The organism is Planctomonas deserti, assembly GCF_003067705.1.
GTDB lineage: Bacteria > Actinomycetota > Actinomycetes > Actinomycetales > Microbacteriaceae > Planctomonas > Planctomonas deserti.
This window is the reverse complement of sequence record NZ_QANL01000005.1, coordinates 170,831-185,137: the sequence shown is the minus strand read 5'-3', so window position 1 is coordinate 185,137 and position 14,307 is coordinate 170,831. Positions and strand designations below refer to the sequence as shown.

Annotated in this window: 13 protein-coding genes; 7 read left to right on the top strand and 6 right to left on the bottom strand. The window is 70.1% G+C overall.

The features are described 5' to 3' along the window. Positions 1–59 precede the first annotated feature (59 nt). The 7 genes from DAI20_RS16655 (at position 60) to DAI20_RS16625 (ending at position 7,340) form a co-directional block, all read left to right on the top strand. The gene (locus DAI20_RS16655) at positions 60–1,604 is read left to right on the top strand and encodes a sugar ABC transporter ATP-binding protein (RefSeq protein ID WP_108252838.1); all 1,545 of its coding nucleotides are present in this window, start codon (positions 60–62) and stop codon (positions 1,602–1,604) included. Next, positions 1,601–2,629 carry an ABC transporter permease gene (locus tag DAI20_RS16650; RefSeq protein WP_108252837.1) on the top strand — a complete coding sequence of 343 codons (1,029 nt, stop codon included), beginning with the start codon at positions 1,601–1,603 and terminating at the stop codon, positions 2,627–2,629. The genes DAI20_RS16655 and DAI20_RS16650 overlap by 4 nt, the downstream gene beginning before the upstream one ends. Beyond that, complete coding sequence (gene yjfF / locus DAI20_RS16645) at positions 2,629–3,645, top strand: galactofuranose ABC transporter, permease protein YjfF (protein WP_108252836.1); 1,017 nt, start codon at positions 2,629–2,631, stop codon at positions 3,643–3,645. The genes DAI20_RS16650 and yjfF overlap by 1 nt, the downstream gene beginning before the upstream one ends. Positions 3,646–3,745: 100 nt before the next feature. Beyond that, complete coding sequence (locus DAI20_RS16640; protein ID WP_240606133.1) at positions 3,746–4,774, top strand: LacI family DNA-binding transcriptional regulator; 1,029 nt, start codon at positions 3,746–3,748, stop codon at positions 4,772–4,774. A 257-nt stretch (positions 4,775–5,031) separates the two neighbouring features. Further along, positions 5,032–5,814 carry a GVDTG sorting domain-containing protein gene (locus tag DAI20_RS16635; protein ID WP_108252834.1) on the top strand — a complete coding sequence of 261 codons (783 nt, stop codon included), beginning with the start codon at positions 5,032–5,034 and terminating at the stop codon, positions 5,812–5,814. Between the two features lie 29 nt (positions 5,815–5,843). Continuing rightward, entirely contained in the window at positions 5,844–6,581 is a 738-nt protein-coding gene (locus DAI20_RS16630) for a class F sortase (protein ID WP_108252833.1), read from the top strand. A 66-nt stretch (positions 6,582–6,647) separates the two neighbouring features. Then, positions 6,648–7,340 carry a hypothetical protein gene (locus tag DAI20_RS16625; protein ID WP_108252832.1) on the top strand — a complete coding sequence of 231 codons (693 nt, stop codon included), beginning with the start codon at positions 6,648–6,650 and terminating at the stop codon, positions 7,338–7,340. 103 nt (positions 7,341–7,443) lie between these two features. Here DAI20_RS16625 and DAI20_RS16620 read toward each other — a convergent pair whose 3' ends face one another. The 6 genes from DAI20_RS16620 to DAI20_RS16595 form a co-directional block, all read right to left on the bottom strand. Then, complete coding sequence (locus DAI20_RS16620) at positions 7,444–8,424, bottom strand: NAD-dependent epimerase/dehydratase family protein (RefSeq protein ID WP_108252831.1); 981 nt, start codon at positions 8,422–8,424, stop codon at positions 7,444–7,446. 275 nt (positions 8,425–8,699) lie between these two features. After that, positions 8,700–10,085 (bottom strand): HNH endonuclease signature motif containing protein, encoded by a 1,386-nt coding sequence (locus DAI20_RS16615; protein WP_108252830.1) that lies wholly within the window; start codon positions 10,083–10,085, stop codon positions 8,700–8,702. Positions 10,086–10,289: 204 nt separating this feature from the next. Continuing rightward, positions 10,290–10,754 carry a hypothetical protein gene (locus DAI20_RS16610; protein WP_108252829.1) on the bottom strand — a complete coding sequence of 155 codons (465 nt, stop codon included), beginning with the start codon at positions 10,752–10,754 and terminating at the stop codon, positions 10,290–10,292. Positions 10,755–10,829: 75 nt separating this feature from the next. Next, a complete protein-coding gene (locus DAI20_RS16605; protein ID WP_159085116.1) occupies positions 10,830–11,588 on the bottom strand; it encodes a GDSL-type esterase/lipase family protein in 759 nt (252 codons plus the stop codon). Between the two features lie 206 nt (positions 11,589–11,794). Continuing rightward, a complete protein-coding gene (locus DAI20_RS16600) occupies positions 11,795–12,718 on the bottom strand; it encodes an acetamidase/formamidase family protein (protein WP_108252827.1) in 924 nt (307 codons plus the stop codon). 5 nt (positions 12,719–12,723) lie between these two features. Further along, positions 12,724–14,274, bottom strand: coding sequence for an APC family permease (locus DAI20_RS16595; protein WP_108252826.1), 1,551 nt, complete (start codon positions 14,272–14,274; stop codon positions 12,724–12,726). Positions 14,275–14,307: the final 33 nt, after the last annotated feature.

The following is a 14,307-nucleotide window of genomic DNA, read 5'->3' as shown; positions in this document are numbered from 1 at the left end:
CCCGGCATCCGCACCCCCAGCCCGCACTCGCCCCACCCAGCCTCGATGAAGAGAGCACCATGACCGCGCAGAATCCCGTCGTCTCCATGACGGACATCTCGATCTCGTTCCCGGGCGTCAAAGCCCTCGATGGCGTCGACTTCCGGCTGTTCCCCGGTGAGGTGCACTCCCTCATGGGCGAGAACGGCGCGGGCAAGTCGACGCTCATCAAAGCGCTGACCGGGGTCTACTCCGTCGACAGCGGCAGGATGACGCTCGCCGGCGCCGACGTGGCCTTCTCGGGTCCCGCCGACGCGCTGCGCGCCGGCATCAGCACCGTGTACCAGGAGGTGAACCTCCTGCCCAACCTCACGGTGGCCGAGAACATCCTGCTCGGGCGCGAGCCCCGGCGGTTCGGCGGCATCGACTGGCGGGCCATGCGGAAGCGTGCGAAGGAGCTGCTCACCGGGCTTCACCTCGATGTCGATCCCGGCTCCCTGCTCGGCGACCACTCGCTCGCCGTGCAGCAGCTCGTCGCCATCGGCCGGGCCATCGACGTCGAGGCCAAGGTCGTCATCCTCGACGAGCCGACGTCGAGCCTCGACGCGGACGAGGTCGCCGAGTTGTTCCGGGTCATCCGGGACCTCAAGAGCTCCGGCGTCGCGATCCTGTTCGTGTCGCACTTCCTCGACCAGGTGTACGAGATCTCCGACCGGCTCACCGTCCTGCGCAACGGCAAGCTCGTCGGCGAGTACCGCCCCGAGGAGCTGCTGCGCATCGATCTGGTGCAGAAGATGATCGGCAAGGACATCGCGGTGCTCGACGATCTGGAGCGCCGCACGCACAGCGCGCAGTCCGGCGGCGACCTCGACGGCGAGCGCCCGATCGTGAGCGCGATCGGCCTAGGCCGCAAGGGCGCGATCGAGCCGCTGGACCTCGACGTGTACGAGGGCGAGGTGGTGGGCATCGCCGGGCTGCTCGGCTCCGGGCGCACGGAGCTCGCCCGCATCCTCTCCGGCGTGGACCGGCCGGACGCCGGCGAGCTGCGCGTCGACGGCGTCAGCCGAAGGTTCCGCACCCCGCGCGCCGCCCTCAGCGCCCGCATCGCCTACTCGTCCGAGAACCGGCGCGCAGAGGGCATCGTCGACGAGTTGAGCATCCGCGACAACATCGCGCTCGCGCTGCAGGCGGACAAGGGCTGGTTCCGGCGGATCCCGAAGAAGCGCCAGGACGAGCTCGCGGCCAGTTACATCTCCGCCCTCAACATCCGCCCGGCCAACCCGGATGCGCTCGTGCGCAATCTCTCCGGCGGCAATCAGCAGAAGGTGCTGCTCGCGCGCTGGCTCGCCGTCGCGCCGCGCCTGCTCATCCTCGACGAGCCGACGCGAGGGATCGACGTCGGCGCGAAGGCGGAGATCCAGAAGCTCGTGGCCAACCTCGCCGAGAACGGGATGTCCGTCGTGTTCATCTCCGCCGAGCTCGAGGAGGTGCTGCGGCTCAGCAACCGCATCGCGATCATGCGCGACCGCCGCCTCGTGGCGGACATCGACAACGACGACCTCTCGGTCGACAGCCTCCTCGCCGTCATCGCCGACGGCTCCGTCACGTCAGGAGCAACCTCATGAGCTCGATCCTCACCCACCGCCTGTTCTGGCCGGTCGTCATGCTGCTCGTGCTGTTCGCCATCAACCTCGTGGCGTTCCCCGGCTTCTTCGTGATCGAGGTCAAGGACGGGCACCTGTTCGGCAGCCTCGTCGACATCGTGCGCAACGGCGCCCCGACGCTGATCATCGCGGTCGGCATGACCCTCGTGATCGCGACGCGGGGCATCGACCTCTCCGTCGGCGCCATCTGCGCCATCTCGGGCGCTGTCGCCTGCTCCATCCTGCTCGGCTCGCCGAACCCCGGCAGCGTCGGGACGGTGGTCACGGCCGTGGTCGTGGCGGTCGTGATCTCGCTCGTGCTCGGCGTGTGGAACGGCTTCCTCGTCGCGGTCTTCGGGGTGCAGCCGATCATCGCGACCCTCATCCTCATGACCGCGGGCCGCGGCGTCGCGATGCTGATCACGGAGGGGCAGATCCTCACGGTCAACAGCCCGCCGTTCAAGGTCATCGGCTCGGGCTTCCTGTTCGGCATCCCGGTCGCCGTGCTGATCGCCGCGCTCATCTTCACCGCGGCGGCCGTGCTCACCCGGCGCACCGCCCTCGGCATGCTGATCGAGTCCGTCGGCATCAACCCCGAGGCCAGCAGGCAGGCGGGCGTGCGCTCTCGCGGGCTGCTCTTCACCGTCTACACGTTCTCCGCGCTCTGCGCCGCCATCGCCGGGCTCGTGCTCACCTCGAACCAGACCGCCGCGGACGCGAACAACACGGGCCTCTTCATCGAGCTCGACGCGATCCTCGCCGTCGTCATCGGCGGCACGTCGCTCGCCGGCGGCCGCTACTCGCTGGCCGGCACGCTGGTCGGCGCCCTCGTCATCCAGACCCTCGTCACCACCGTCTACACGGTCGGCATCCCGCCCATCGCGACCATGGTGTTCAAGGCCGCCGTCGTGACCGCGGTCTGCCTGCTGCAGTCGCCCACCACGAACGCGGTCATCGCGTCGTGGCGGAAACCCATCGCCGCTCGATTCCGGAAGGCGACCGTCTGATGGCCATCGCAACCGCCCCCGTCGTCAGCCCCACCCGTCGTGCCATCGACCGCACGCGCGGGGTGTTCACCAGCCCGAAGTACGGTCCGGTGCTCGTCACCCTGCTGCTGCTCGTCGCGATCTACGCGATCGGCGGCGCCCGGTACCGCGGGTTCCTGTCCGGCCCCGTGATCCTCAACCTGTTCGTGGACAACGCCTACCTCATCGTGCTCGCCGTGGGCATGACCTTCGTGATCCTCACCGGCGGCATCGACCTGTCCGTCGGCGCCGTCGTCGCCCTGTCCACGATGATCGCCGCGAGCCTGCTGCAGTCCGGCACGTCGCCCGGCGTCGTGATCCCGGTGATCCTCGCGCTCACGTCCGTGCTCGGCCTGCTCGTCGGCCTCATGATCCACGTGTTCGCGATCCAGCCGTTCATCGCGACGCTCGCCGCCATGTTCCTCGCCCGCGGCCTCTGCTACGTGATCAGCAGCAACTCCATCTCCATTACCGACCCGTTCTTCGTTGCGTTCGCGCAGACCCGCATTCCGCTGGGCGGCGGCATGAGCATCACGCCGAGCGTGATCATCGCCCTGCTCGTAGTGATCGTGGGCCTCGTCGTGCTGCAGTTCACCCGATTCGGCCGCACGGTCTACGCGATCGGCGGCAGCGAGCAGTCCGGGATGCTGATGGGTCTGCCCGTCGCGCGCACGAAGGTGCTCGTCTACGTCATCAGCGGGTTCTGCTCGGGGCTCGCCGGAGTGCTGTTCACCTTCTACACGCTGTCGGGCTACAGCCTCACGGCCATCGGCACCGAGCTGGACGCGATCGCCGCCGTCGTGATCGGCGGAACGCTGCTCACGGGCGGCTACGGCTTCGTGATCGGGTCGGTGCTCGGGGTGCTCGTGCTCGGCACGATTCAGACCATCATCACGTTCGAAGGTACGCTCAGTTCCTGGTGGACCAGGATCTTCATCGGAGTGCTGCTCCTCGTGTTCATCGTCCTGCAGAAGGTGCTCACGGCTCGGCGACGGTGATCGACCGGCCCGAGCTGCGCGGAACGGTGAGAGACGGATGACGACGGACGCCGCCCCGGCCTCGACCGGGACGACGGGTGGAACGGGCTCTGAGGGCGCTGTGGGCACTGCTGGCAAGGACGACGAGAGGGCGCGCGCCGCCAACATCTTCGACGTCGCACGGCTGGCCGGGGTGTCCCATCAGACCGTCTCCCGCGTACTCAACGACCTGCCCAATGTGCGTCCCGCCACGCGCCAGCGGGTCGAACAGGCCATCAAGCAGCTGCGCTACCGGCCGTCGCCCGCGGCGCGCGCCCTGGTGACCAGGCGCTCCCGCACCATCGGGTTGATCACCACCGGGAGCCCGGACTACGGGCCGTCCTCGACCGTGCTGCACTTCAACGAGGCCGCCCGCGATGCCCGGTACGCCGTCAGCATGGCGAGCATGCTCGACTCGGACCCGCCGTCCCTGCGGTCGGCCGCGGAGCTGCTGCTGCGGCAGAACGTCGAGGCGATCGTGCTCGCCTCCGCACACCGGGGCGCGTTCGAAGCCATCACGACGATGGAGCTCGGGGTGCCGCTCATCGTGGTGGAGGCCGGCGACCGGCCCGGGGTGCGCACGGTCGCCATCGACCAGTACCGCGGCGCGAGGCGGGCCGTGCGGCACCTGGTCGAGCTCGGCCACACGAGCATCCTGCATCTCGCGGGTCCGGCCGACTCCGCCGACGCGAACGAGCGCGAGCGCGGCTGGCGCGACGAGCTGGCCGACAACGGGCTCGTGGCACGGGAGCCGGGGACCGGCGACTGGTCCCCGGGGAGCGGGTACCGGTTCGGGCGGGCCCTCGGCACGTCCGTGCCGTTCACGGCCATCTTCGTGGCCAACGACCAGATGGCGCTCGGCGTCATCCATGCGCTGGGCCAGCGCGGCATCGACGTGCCGGGGGACGTAAGCCTCGTCGGATTCGACGACATCCCGGAGGCGGAGCACTTCGCCCCGCCGCTCACGACCATGCGGCAGGACTTCGACGGCCTCGGCCGCGACGTGATGGCCACCCTCCTGTCGGTGCTGAGCGACGACGACGCCGCCCCGCTTCCGCCCGCGGTGCCGGAGCTCGTGGTCCGCGAGTCGACGGCGCATCCGCCCTCCTGACCCGCCCTTCTGACCCGCCCTTCTGATCCGCCCTGCTGACCTGCCCACCTGTCCGCGGCCGGCGCTGCAGCACCGCTGGGCTCACGGTCTCCCCTGCCGGCTCAGCGCGGTCCGACCGTTCCCCCCGGGCTTCCTGTCGTGCCTCGGTTCCTGGGAGTTCGCCGTGCCGGGACATCCATCCAATCCCTTTCCCCGGTCCGCCGCGAAGAACCCTCGAACCCAAAGCGGGGTTCGAATCAATCCCCGGAGAAGGACTCATGAAGAAGACAACCCAGTTCCTGCTCGTTCCCACCCTCGCCCTCGGAGCGGCCGTCGCTCTCGCGGCACCCGCCTCCGCCGCGACCGCGGCCACCGAGGACGGCTCCTACCAGGCCACCCTCTCCGCCATCAACGGCAGCAACGCGAGCGGCACCCTCATGATCAGCGTCTCCGGCGACCAGGCCACCGTGACGCAGAAGGTGTCCGGCCTCGCTGCGACGTTCAACGGCGCCCCCTACCCGCACGTGCAGCACATTCACGTCGGCGCGGCGGGCACCTGCCCCACCTCGGCGGCCGACACCAACGGTGACGGCGTCATCAGCACCACCGAGGGCGCCCCGTCCTACGGCGGCATCGGCACGACGCTCTCCTCCAGCGGTGACACCAGCGCTGCGGCCGGGACCGACCTCACCGTCGCCGGAATGGGCGCCGAGTACAGCTACGACCGCACCTTCACGCTGAACGCGGAGACCGCCTCGGCCCTGAAGGCCGGCACCGCGGTCGTCGTCGTCCACGGTCTCGACCCGGCGACGCTCTCGCAGGCCGCTCAGGACGCCCCGAGCGACCTCGTGCCCTCGCTGCCCCTGGCCGCGACCTCGCCCGCGCTGTGCGGCACCCTGACGGCATCGCAGATGGACATGCCTGAGGGCGGCGCCCAGACCGGTGCCGGCGGCACCTCCACGGGCAACGACATCGGCATGCTCGCCCTCGGTGGCGGCCTCGTGCTCGCCGCGGGTGGCGTCGTCGTCGCTCGTCGTCGCGCAGCCGTAGCCGGCCGCTAGCGGACAGCGGCGTCGGGTCGGTGCGGAACATGACAGGAAAGAACCGTCGCGGGGGTCTCGCGACCGCCGCAGTGGCAGCCATCCTGGTCGCCGCCGGTGGCGTAGCCATCGGCGTCGGCGTGACCCGCCCCGGCCCGCCGCCGCAGCCGGCGGAGGTGGTGGCCTCGGCCACCGCCTCCCCCACCCCCTCCGAATCGGCAGCGTCGGACTCCGACGGGCCTCCCGTTCCGGCGGGAACCACTCCCCCCGCGCAGGCACAGCCGGCGGCCCCGGCCCAGGCCCAGCCCGCGTCGCTCACCCTTCCCGAGTCGCTGCCCACCCGGCTGACCGTGCCGTCCATCGGCGTGGACACCGACCTGATGCAGCTGGGCAAGAACCCGGACGGCACGGTCGAGGTCCCGCCCCTCGGCGTGGACTCCCCCGCCGGCTGGTACCGCAACTCCCCGACGCCCGGCGAGCTCGGCCCGTCCGTGCTGCTCGGCCACGTCGACGCGGCGGCCGGACCCTCCGTCTTCTATCGGCTCGGTGAGCTGACCGCCGGCGCCGAGGTCACCGTCACCCGCGAGGACGGCACGACCGCCGTCTTCGCCGTCGACCGGACCGAGCGCTACCCCAAGGCCGACTTCCCGACCCTCGAGGTCTACGGCAACACCGACGACTCGCAGCTCCGGCTCATCACCTGCGGCGGCGCGTTCGACCGGTCGATCGGGCACTACGTCGACAACATCGTCGTCTACGCGACGCTCGTCTCCAGCCGACCGGCCTGATCCCGCCGGGCAGCCGCACTCCACAGCTTCTCTTCCTCGCCTGTTCGCTTCCCCGAAAGGAAGACCATGCCTGCATCCCCTGCCTCCCGCGCCACCGCCGTGCGGACCGCGCTGACCGGCCTGCTCCTCGCGTCCGCGCTCGGCCTCACCGGCTGTGCCGGTGCCGGGGCGGCCGCGTCCCCGCCCGAGTCCTCCATGGACGCCGGGATGGACCACAGCGACATGAGCGACGGCGACATGAGCGGCGGCGACATGGCCCACGACATGAGCGACGGCGACGCGGCCCACGGCGACGCCGCCGCCGCGGGCACCCAGGGCGAGCCCTCCGAGGCGGCCGCGATGATCTGCAGCCCCGAGATCCGCGACGCCATCGCCTCCGTGCTCGCGCTTCCCGCACCCGTCGAGGGTGACGACTCCTACATGCACGGCCACTACGCCTGCGACTACGACCTCGACGGCGGGCCGCTCGAGCTGTCCGTGCACGAGGCCGCAGACGCGAACGAGGCTCAGGCCTACGCCGACTCCGTCCGTTCCGACTACGGCACCGCCGAGGACATCGAGGGACTCGCCAACCTCGGCTTCCCCGCCTACCGCACCGCCGAGGGCGCCGTGGTGTTCGTGAAGGACAGCATGGTGCTGGTCGTCGATGCCCGCGAGATCACCGTTCCCGAGGCCGGAGACGCGCCGACCCGCACCGATGCCGCGTACCAGATCGCGACGAACGTCCTCGCCTGCTGGAAGGCGCACCACTCGGAGTAGTTCACGCTCGGATCAGTCGCGCGCCCGCCCCACGTTCATCGTCGGGGCGGGCGCAGCTGCGTGTTCGAGGGACGCGCTGAACGCCAGCCGGTGCCGGCGCGCCTCAGGCCCGGCGGAGCTCCCGGCCGCCCACGTCGAGCTGGCCGTCGTCGATGAGCCACTGCAGGCCCTCGGCGATCGCCTCGAGCGAGGTGTAGTTCGGCGCGTAGCCGAGGTCGCGCTTCGCGCTCTCGATGCTCATGGACGGGCTGCGGGCGATGTGCTCCCAGGTCGCGTCCGCATGCTCGGCGGGGGTGGCGGCGCGGAACTCGTCGAAGGGCAGGAATGTGAGGTTGGCCTCCTGGCCGAACCAGCCGGCCGCCGCCTCTGCTATGCCGCGCAGCGTCACCGCGCGCTCCGAGACCACGTGGTACCCGTTGCCGACCGCGGCCTCGGGCTTCTCGAGCGCGAGCTGGAACGCCTGTGCCACGTCATCCGCGTGCACGTGGTGCACGGTCTCGAGGCCGAAGTTGGGGAGGACGAGCGGCTCACCGGCGGCCAGCGTCCGCCAGACGCCGAGGTCGAGGTTGCCTGCCGCGTTGATCATGTGCCAGCCCGGTCCGGTGATGTGTCCCGGGTGCAGCACGGACGTGGGCACCCCGCCGTCGCGGGACTGCGTGAGCAGGTACTCCTCGATCTCGGCCTTCTGTGTGCCGTAGTCACCGAAGGCGTTGCGCGCCTCGTGCTCCTCCACCGGCACGGCGGACGCCGGGCCGTGGATCCAGATGGTGCCGCAGCTGAGCAGCAGGTCGACCCGTCCACGGATTGCGTCCACGAGCTTCTCCGCGGAGTCGCGGGTGAAGCAGACCATGTCGATGACGACGTCCGGGTTCAGGTCGGCGATGGCGGCGCCGAACGTGCCGTCCGCATCCCCCGCCTCGCGGTCGAGGGCGATGCGCTCGACGTTCTCCCACGCCGGGTCGTCGCGGTAGGGGGTGCTCACCCCGCGGCTGATCGCGACGACCTCGTGGCCGGCGGCGACGAGGCGCGGCACCAGGTACCCGCCGACATGACCCGTTGCTCCAATGACGACGACTCGTGACACGGGTGGTCCCTTCGCTTGCGGCCCCCGGTCCCCATCGGCTCGGGCGTGCCCCTAGCAAGTATGTCGACGAGCACCGCCGCCTGCGGCGGAGCCGTCTGCGGCGGAGCCGTCTGCGGCGGAGCCGTCTGCGGGACCCGGAATCGCTCGCTGCCTTGCTTCGAAGCACGCGTTGCCGCGCCCCGAAGAGGGCGCTCCTGACGGTCCCTGAGCCCGTCGAAGGGACGGAACCAGCGCGCCTTGCGTCCCTTCGACAAGCTCAGGGACCGTGGTGGAGCTCAGGGACCGTGGTGGCTCACGCTAGTCGCGAGTGCGGTTCGGCTCTTCGTTGCCGGGCGCCATCGGCGGGTGTGATCCAACCATGGCGGTGCTTGTACCTCGGGCGCTCCAGCGCGCATGCGGATGGCCCATCCCGAGGTGTCGATGGTGCGGTGGTGAAACCAGCACAGCAGCACCCCGTTGTCCGGATGCGTGGGTCCGCCCTCGGCCGCGGGGATCACGTGGTGCACCTCGCACCAGCCCGCCGGGATGCTGCAGCCGGGGATCAGGCAGCCACCGTCCCTCGCGGTGATCGCCCTGCGCTGCGGAGCGGTGAAGCACCGCTCCGCCGACGCGAGTCTGAGGATGCGGCCGTTTCTGCCGATGAGCACCTTCTGGGTGCCCCCGCTGCACACCATCTGCTGAACCGTGGTGGGCGATAGCGGCGACTCGACGCCGTCCGCGTATCCCGCGCCGCCGGTGTCCAGGTCCTCCGCACGCACGGTGACCAGCACGGTCGGGGCGGCCCCGCCGACGGTCGGAGTGTTCCCGCTCCTGGCCATTGCGTCCAGAACCCCGATGAGGATGTCGTGGCGCTGCTGATCCTTCGTCCGCGGGTCCTTGACTGCGTTCTTGTCCGCGAGCTCCTCATCTTTGAGGAACGCCGGCGCCGTCGTCGGGGTCAGGTAGGCGTCGAACAGTCGCTTCACCCGGCCCGCCGCCTCCGGCAGCAACCCCCCGGACACGGGCACGAGCCCGTTGCGCTCCGGTCCGAAGCGAAAGCTCCGCTTGGCCATCGTGTGCGCCTCATCCGGCTCGAGACCGTCCGGGTCGAGGGTGGCCCGCCAGACGGAGGCCTGGATGCGGATCTCGTCTGCGGACGCCGGAACGCTGCTGTCGGGCGACGAACCGGTCGCCGCGGCCACGAGCTCCCGCTCCGCCGCGTCGAGCGCGTCCGGGTGCACCCCGTTCTGCAGGGGTGCGAGGTTCTTCGTCAGTGCGATCGCGGCGTCGACGCCGAGCTCGCCCGCTTCCAGGGCGGCGCGGACGTGGTCGAACTTCGCCGGCGTCGCCGCACCGGAGAGCGCCGTGTCCGGCCGCGTCAGTGCGGCGAGCCCCAGGCGCGCGGCTCCCGTCGCGCTCGACACCTGCGTCAGGCGCTGCAGGAGCTCGTTCGCGCTGCGGCAGCCCTTCCGAGCCGCCAGCCCGGCGGGACCGACCTCTGTGCGGGAGCGGGCGGCAATCTCCCCCGCGGTCGCGACGCGCAGTGCGTCGATCAAGCGGCCCAGGGCCTCGACCTGACGGCTGACGGCGCAAAGCGCGTCGTCGTTCAGCCCGCCCAGCGACGCCACCGGCAGTGCGGTCGGGACCGCCTCCGTGAGGTTCGCGAGGGTCAGGAAGTTCATGGAAACAGTATCCCACGCGCCACTGACAATGCGCCTTTGACCAGCATAATCTGTGGAGAACAAGTCGAATACTGAGCATGCGGAGGAAAAGAAGGGCGGGCACCGCAAGTCCCTTCGACAGGCTCAGGGACCGTAGGGACCGTCGCGCGCCACGTGTCCTTTCGACAGGCTCAGGGACCGTGGACCCCCACCTTCCCCGCATCCTCAGCCGGGGAACACCGAGAACACGACGAAGACCGAGAGCGGGTACGCGATCGCCCCCGCCACCACGCCTCCCACGACGCCGAGCACGCGCGCCATGCCCTCCAGGCGCCGCCATGCCCACGCCACGAGCGGCACCCCCACCGCGATCGGCGTGCCGAGGATGACCACGGCCGCCATCTCCTGGGTCAGCGGGTACTGCTGGAAGTTGAGAAAGCCGTCACGCACCGGCCGCACGACGTCCACCTGAGCGCCGATGCCGATCCAGATCCCCGCCCCCAGCGCCGCAAGCACGAAGACGAGCGGGGCCAGCACCAGGGCGCGGTGGTCGATCCCGGCGAGAAGCGACCCGCCCCGGCCGGCGCGTCGCCGACGGATCACCAGCGCGATCCACGCCACGAGGGCGGGGAGTAGAAGGCCGACCGGGACGGCGGCGAGCAGCCAGCCCAGCGACGATCCGAGTTCCATGATCGGACGCTATCGCAGCGCCGCATCGTGAGCCCAACGGAGGGGGAGCGACTCGCCGGTCGCTCCCCCTTCCCCTCACAGGGCGGCGGCGATCGCTCTCGCGTAGGCCCGGTGCCCTTCGGCGGTCGGATGGAAGGCGTCCGGGCCCGCTGCCACGAACCAGGGGTCGGAGCTGTCGAGCCCGTGACCCGCGAAGGCGGCCGTCACATCGACGTAGCGGATGCGCGCCCCGCCGGCGGCGGCTGCCTGCACAGCCTGCTGGATAACCGCGTTGAGGGCGATCGTTCCATCGAAGACCGGACCCGTGGACACGAGCGGCGGGTATCCGGTGACGATGATCGTCGCTTTCGGCGCTGCCGCGGCGATGGCTGCGTACGTGGTGACCAACGACGGCGCGAGGGCGGCCACGGCGCCCTGTCGCTGCACGAGCGCGGTGAGGCAGGCGACGGATTCTGCATCGGGGGCGCAGATAGCTGCGAGACCGACGACGTCCAGGTCGTTGCCGCCCGCCGTGACGGTGACGAGCCGCACCCCACGGTTCAGGGCGGGCACCTGCAGGTTCCGCACGTCCGTGGTCGTCGCTCCCGCACAGGTCAGATTCTTGACCAGCTTGATGCGGCGCTTCTCGTCGAGCTGTCTGGGGTAACCGGCCCTCGTCTGCTTGCAATCGTTCCGATATGTCCCGCCCCCCTGGCCGGCGGCGTACGAGTCACCGAGAGCGACGTAGGTACTGACAAACCTGTCGTTGTGAGCGGGATCGCCGTGCGTGGGGATGGGGGCACCGGCAGTGAGGCCTGTGGTGGCGAGCAGGGCCGTGATGATGACTGTCATCATCCGGGAGCGTTCACTTCGTTGGGTTCGCATCTCCGCAATCTAGCGCTCGGCATGCTCGGTTAGCCGCTCCGGTGGGAAGAAAGCTGATGAATCCTCGAAACGGCCATCCACGGCAACGGCCGGTGTACGGGCCGCGATGTGCGGCGCGGACACCGGCCGCGTCGTCGGTCGGTCGGTCGGTCGGTCGGTCGGTCGGTCGGACTCCCCTAGAGGATGCTCTTCGGCACCTTGTGAATCGTGACCGCACCCCTCGCCGACAGCGGGTGCAGGGGATCCGGGTCGCCGGACCCCGTCGGCCCGCCGAGTCGCGAGTGGCCGACGGCGCTGAGCACCGCGTAGGCGTCGCCGATGGTCCAGCCGTTGTCGTCGACGAGGAAGCGGAACGCGTCCTCGTAGCCGCGCTGGATGCTCTCCTGCACAGGGTCGCCGAGGCCGACGAAGACCCATTCGTCCTCGGTCTCAACGCGCGGGGCACGGAGAGCCAGGTCCTTCACGACCTCGACGGACACCACGGCGGTACCCTCCGCCTCGATCGCGACGAAGGAGGACTCGCCCTCGGCCATGATGGCGTGGATGTCACCGATGGCGAGGTACGCACCTTCGACCATCACGGGGAGGTAGACGACGGATCCGGGGCGGCACTCGGTCAGGTCCATGTTGCCGCCCTGCGGGTACGACGGCATGACGGTGGAGTTAACCCCTTCGGCCGGCGCCGTGCCGATGCAGCCGATCATGGGCTTCGCGTCGAAGACGTGGCGATCGGTCACGTGCACGCCGGCCTCGTCGATGGGCACCTGGCGGGTGAACATCTCCTCCCCCATCACGTCCTGCAGCGCGCCCGCTCCGGGCAGGCTCACGGACCAGCCGTAGTCCTTCAGCCGGATCTCGTGGATCGTCACCTTGAGGGCGTCGCCCGGCGTCGCGCCCTCGACGTAGACCGGACCCGTGATGGGGTTGATCTGTGCCGTGAGCTTCGCCATGTCGTGCGTCTCGTGCAGCTGCGCGTACACCTCGTCACTCGTCTCGAACGCGATCGTGTCGCCGGTCCCCGGCTGGATGCGCAGCACGGGCTCGTCGGCGGCGGAGAAGCCCGGCTTGCCGAGCTCCTTGCCAAGGAAGTGCTCTGTCATGCGGGTCAGGCGTCCTTTCCGGTGCGGTGCGTCGTGTGGTCGGTCGGATTCTCCGGCGTGGTGGCCGCGGCGCCCGACGTGCTGCGCAGCGCGGCCGCGGCCGCCGGATCCGTCGCCTGGTCGCCACCCTCGCCGAGCACGGCGCCCTCACCCGAGAGCTCGATCGTCCTTCCCGAGCGACGGTAGTAGAAGAAGACCGCAGCGCCGAGCACGAGCCAGACCAGGCCGCCGATCTTCGCCTCGGGCGCGGCGTTGAGCAGCACGTAGCCGATGATCAGGAAGCCGACCACGGGCACGATCGCGTGCAGCACGATGTTCCGCGACCTGTTCTTCACGAGGTAGTACCAGAACACGGACAGGTGCAGCAGCATGAAGCCGAAGAGGGCGCCGAAGTTCACGAGGGCGGAGATCAAATTGATCTGGCCGACGAAGAACAGCACGAGGATGGCCGACAGCACCGAGACCGAGATGATCGCGGCCTTCGGCACCTGGTGCACGCTGACCTTGCTGAGGAAGCGCGGCAGCTGGCGGTCGCGGCTCATCGAGTAGAGCAGGCGCGACGTGGCGGCCTGCGCGGCCATGGCGTTCGCGATGCCGACGGCCAGCACGTTGACCACGAAGAAGGCGTTCATCCAGCCGCTGTTCGACGCGGCCTCGACGAGGGTGAAGAAGGCGTTGCCCGCCTCGTCGTCGGAGAAGGCGTCACGGCCGCCGGCGAGGGCGCTGGCGAGCCAGGTCTGCAGGATGAAGAGGAACGCGACGATGAACAGGGCGATGATCATGGCCTTGCCCGCGCCGCCGCGCTTGCCCGTGGACTCCTCCGCCATCGTCGAGATGCCGTCGAAGCCGAGGAAGCTGAGCACCGCGATGGACAGGGCGGACGCGATGAGCGGACCGCTCACCTCGCTGGGCGTCCAGATCGGGTCGGTGGTGAACTCGGCGCCGGGGATCGTGCCGCCGTTCAGCGCGGTGACCGCGATGACGACGAAGATCACGACGAAGACCAGCTCGATGGCCAGGAAGACGCGGTTGGCGAGCTTGATCGAGGTGATGCCGAACAGGTTGATCGCCGTGTTGATGGCCACGAAGATCAGGGCCCACATCCAGCGGGCGCTGCCCGGGAAGAGGCCGACCATCGACTCCGCCGCGAACACGTAGAGCAGTGTGGGCACGAGCAGGTAGTCGAGCAGGATCGCCCAGCCGGCGAAAAAGCCGACCCAGGGCCGGATGCCGCGGCCGACGTACGAGAACACCGAGCCCGCCAGCGGAATGGCCTTCGCCATCTGCGCGTAGGCGAGGGCCGTGAAGACCATGGCGATGAGGCCGATGAGGTAGACCAGCGGCACCATGCCGGAGGCCGCGTTGTACACGGTGCCGAAGATGGCCCACGGAGCGATGGGCACCATGAAGATCAGGCCGTAGATGAGCAGGTCGGTGGTGGAGACGGAGCGCTTGAGCTCCTGCTTGTAGCCGAGGGCCTCGAGCTCCTGCTGCGGAGTGCGCTCGAGGTGACCCGGCGCGGCCGGATGCGCCGAGCCGTGGTGAGGTGCGGTCATGAGGGGGTTCTTCCTGTTGAGGGTGCTGGGGTC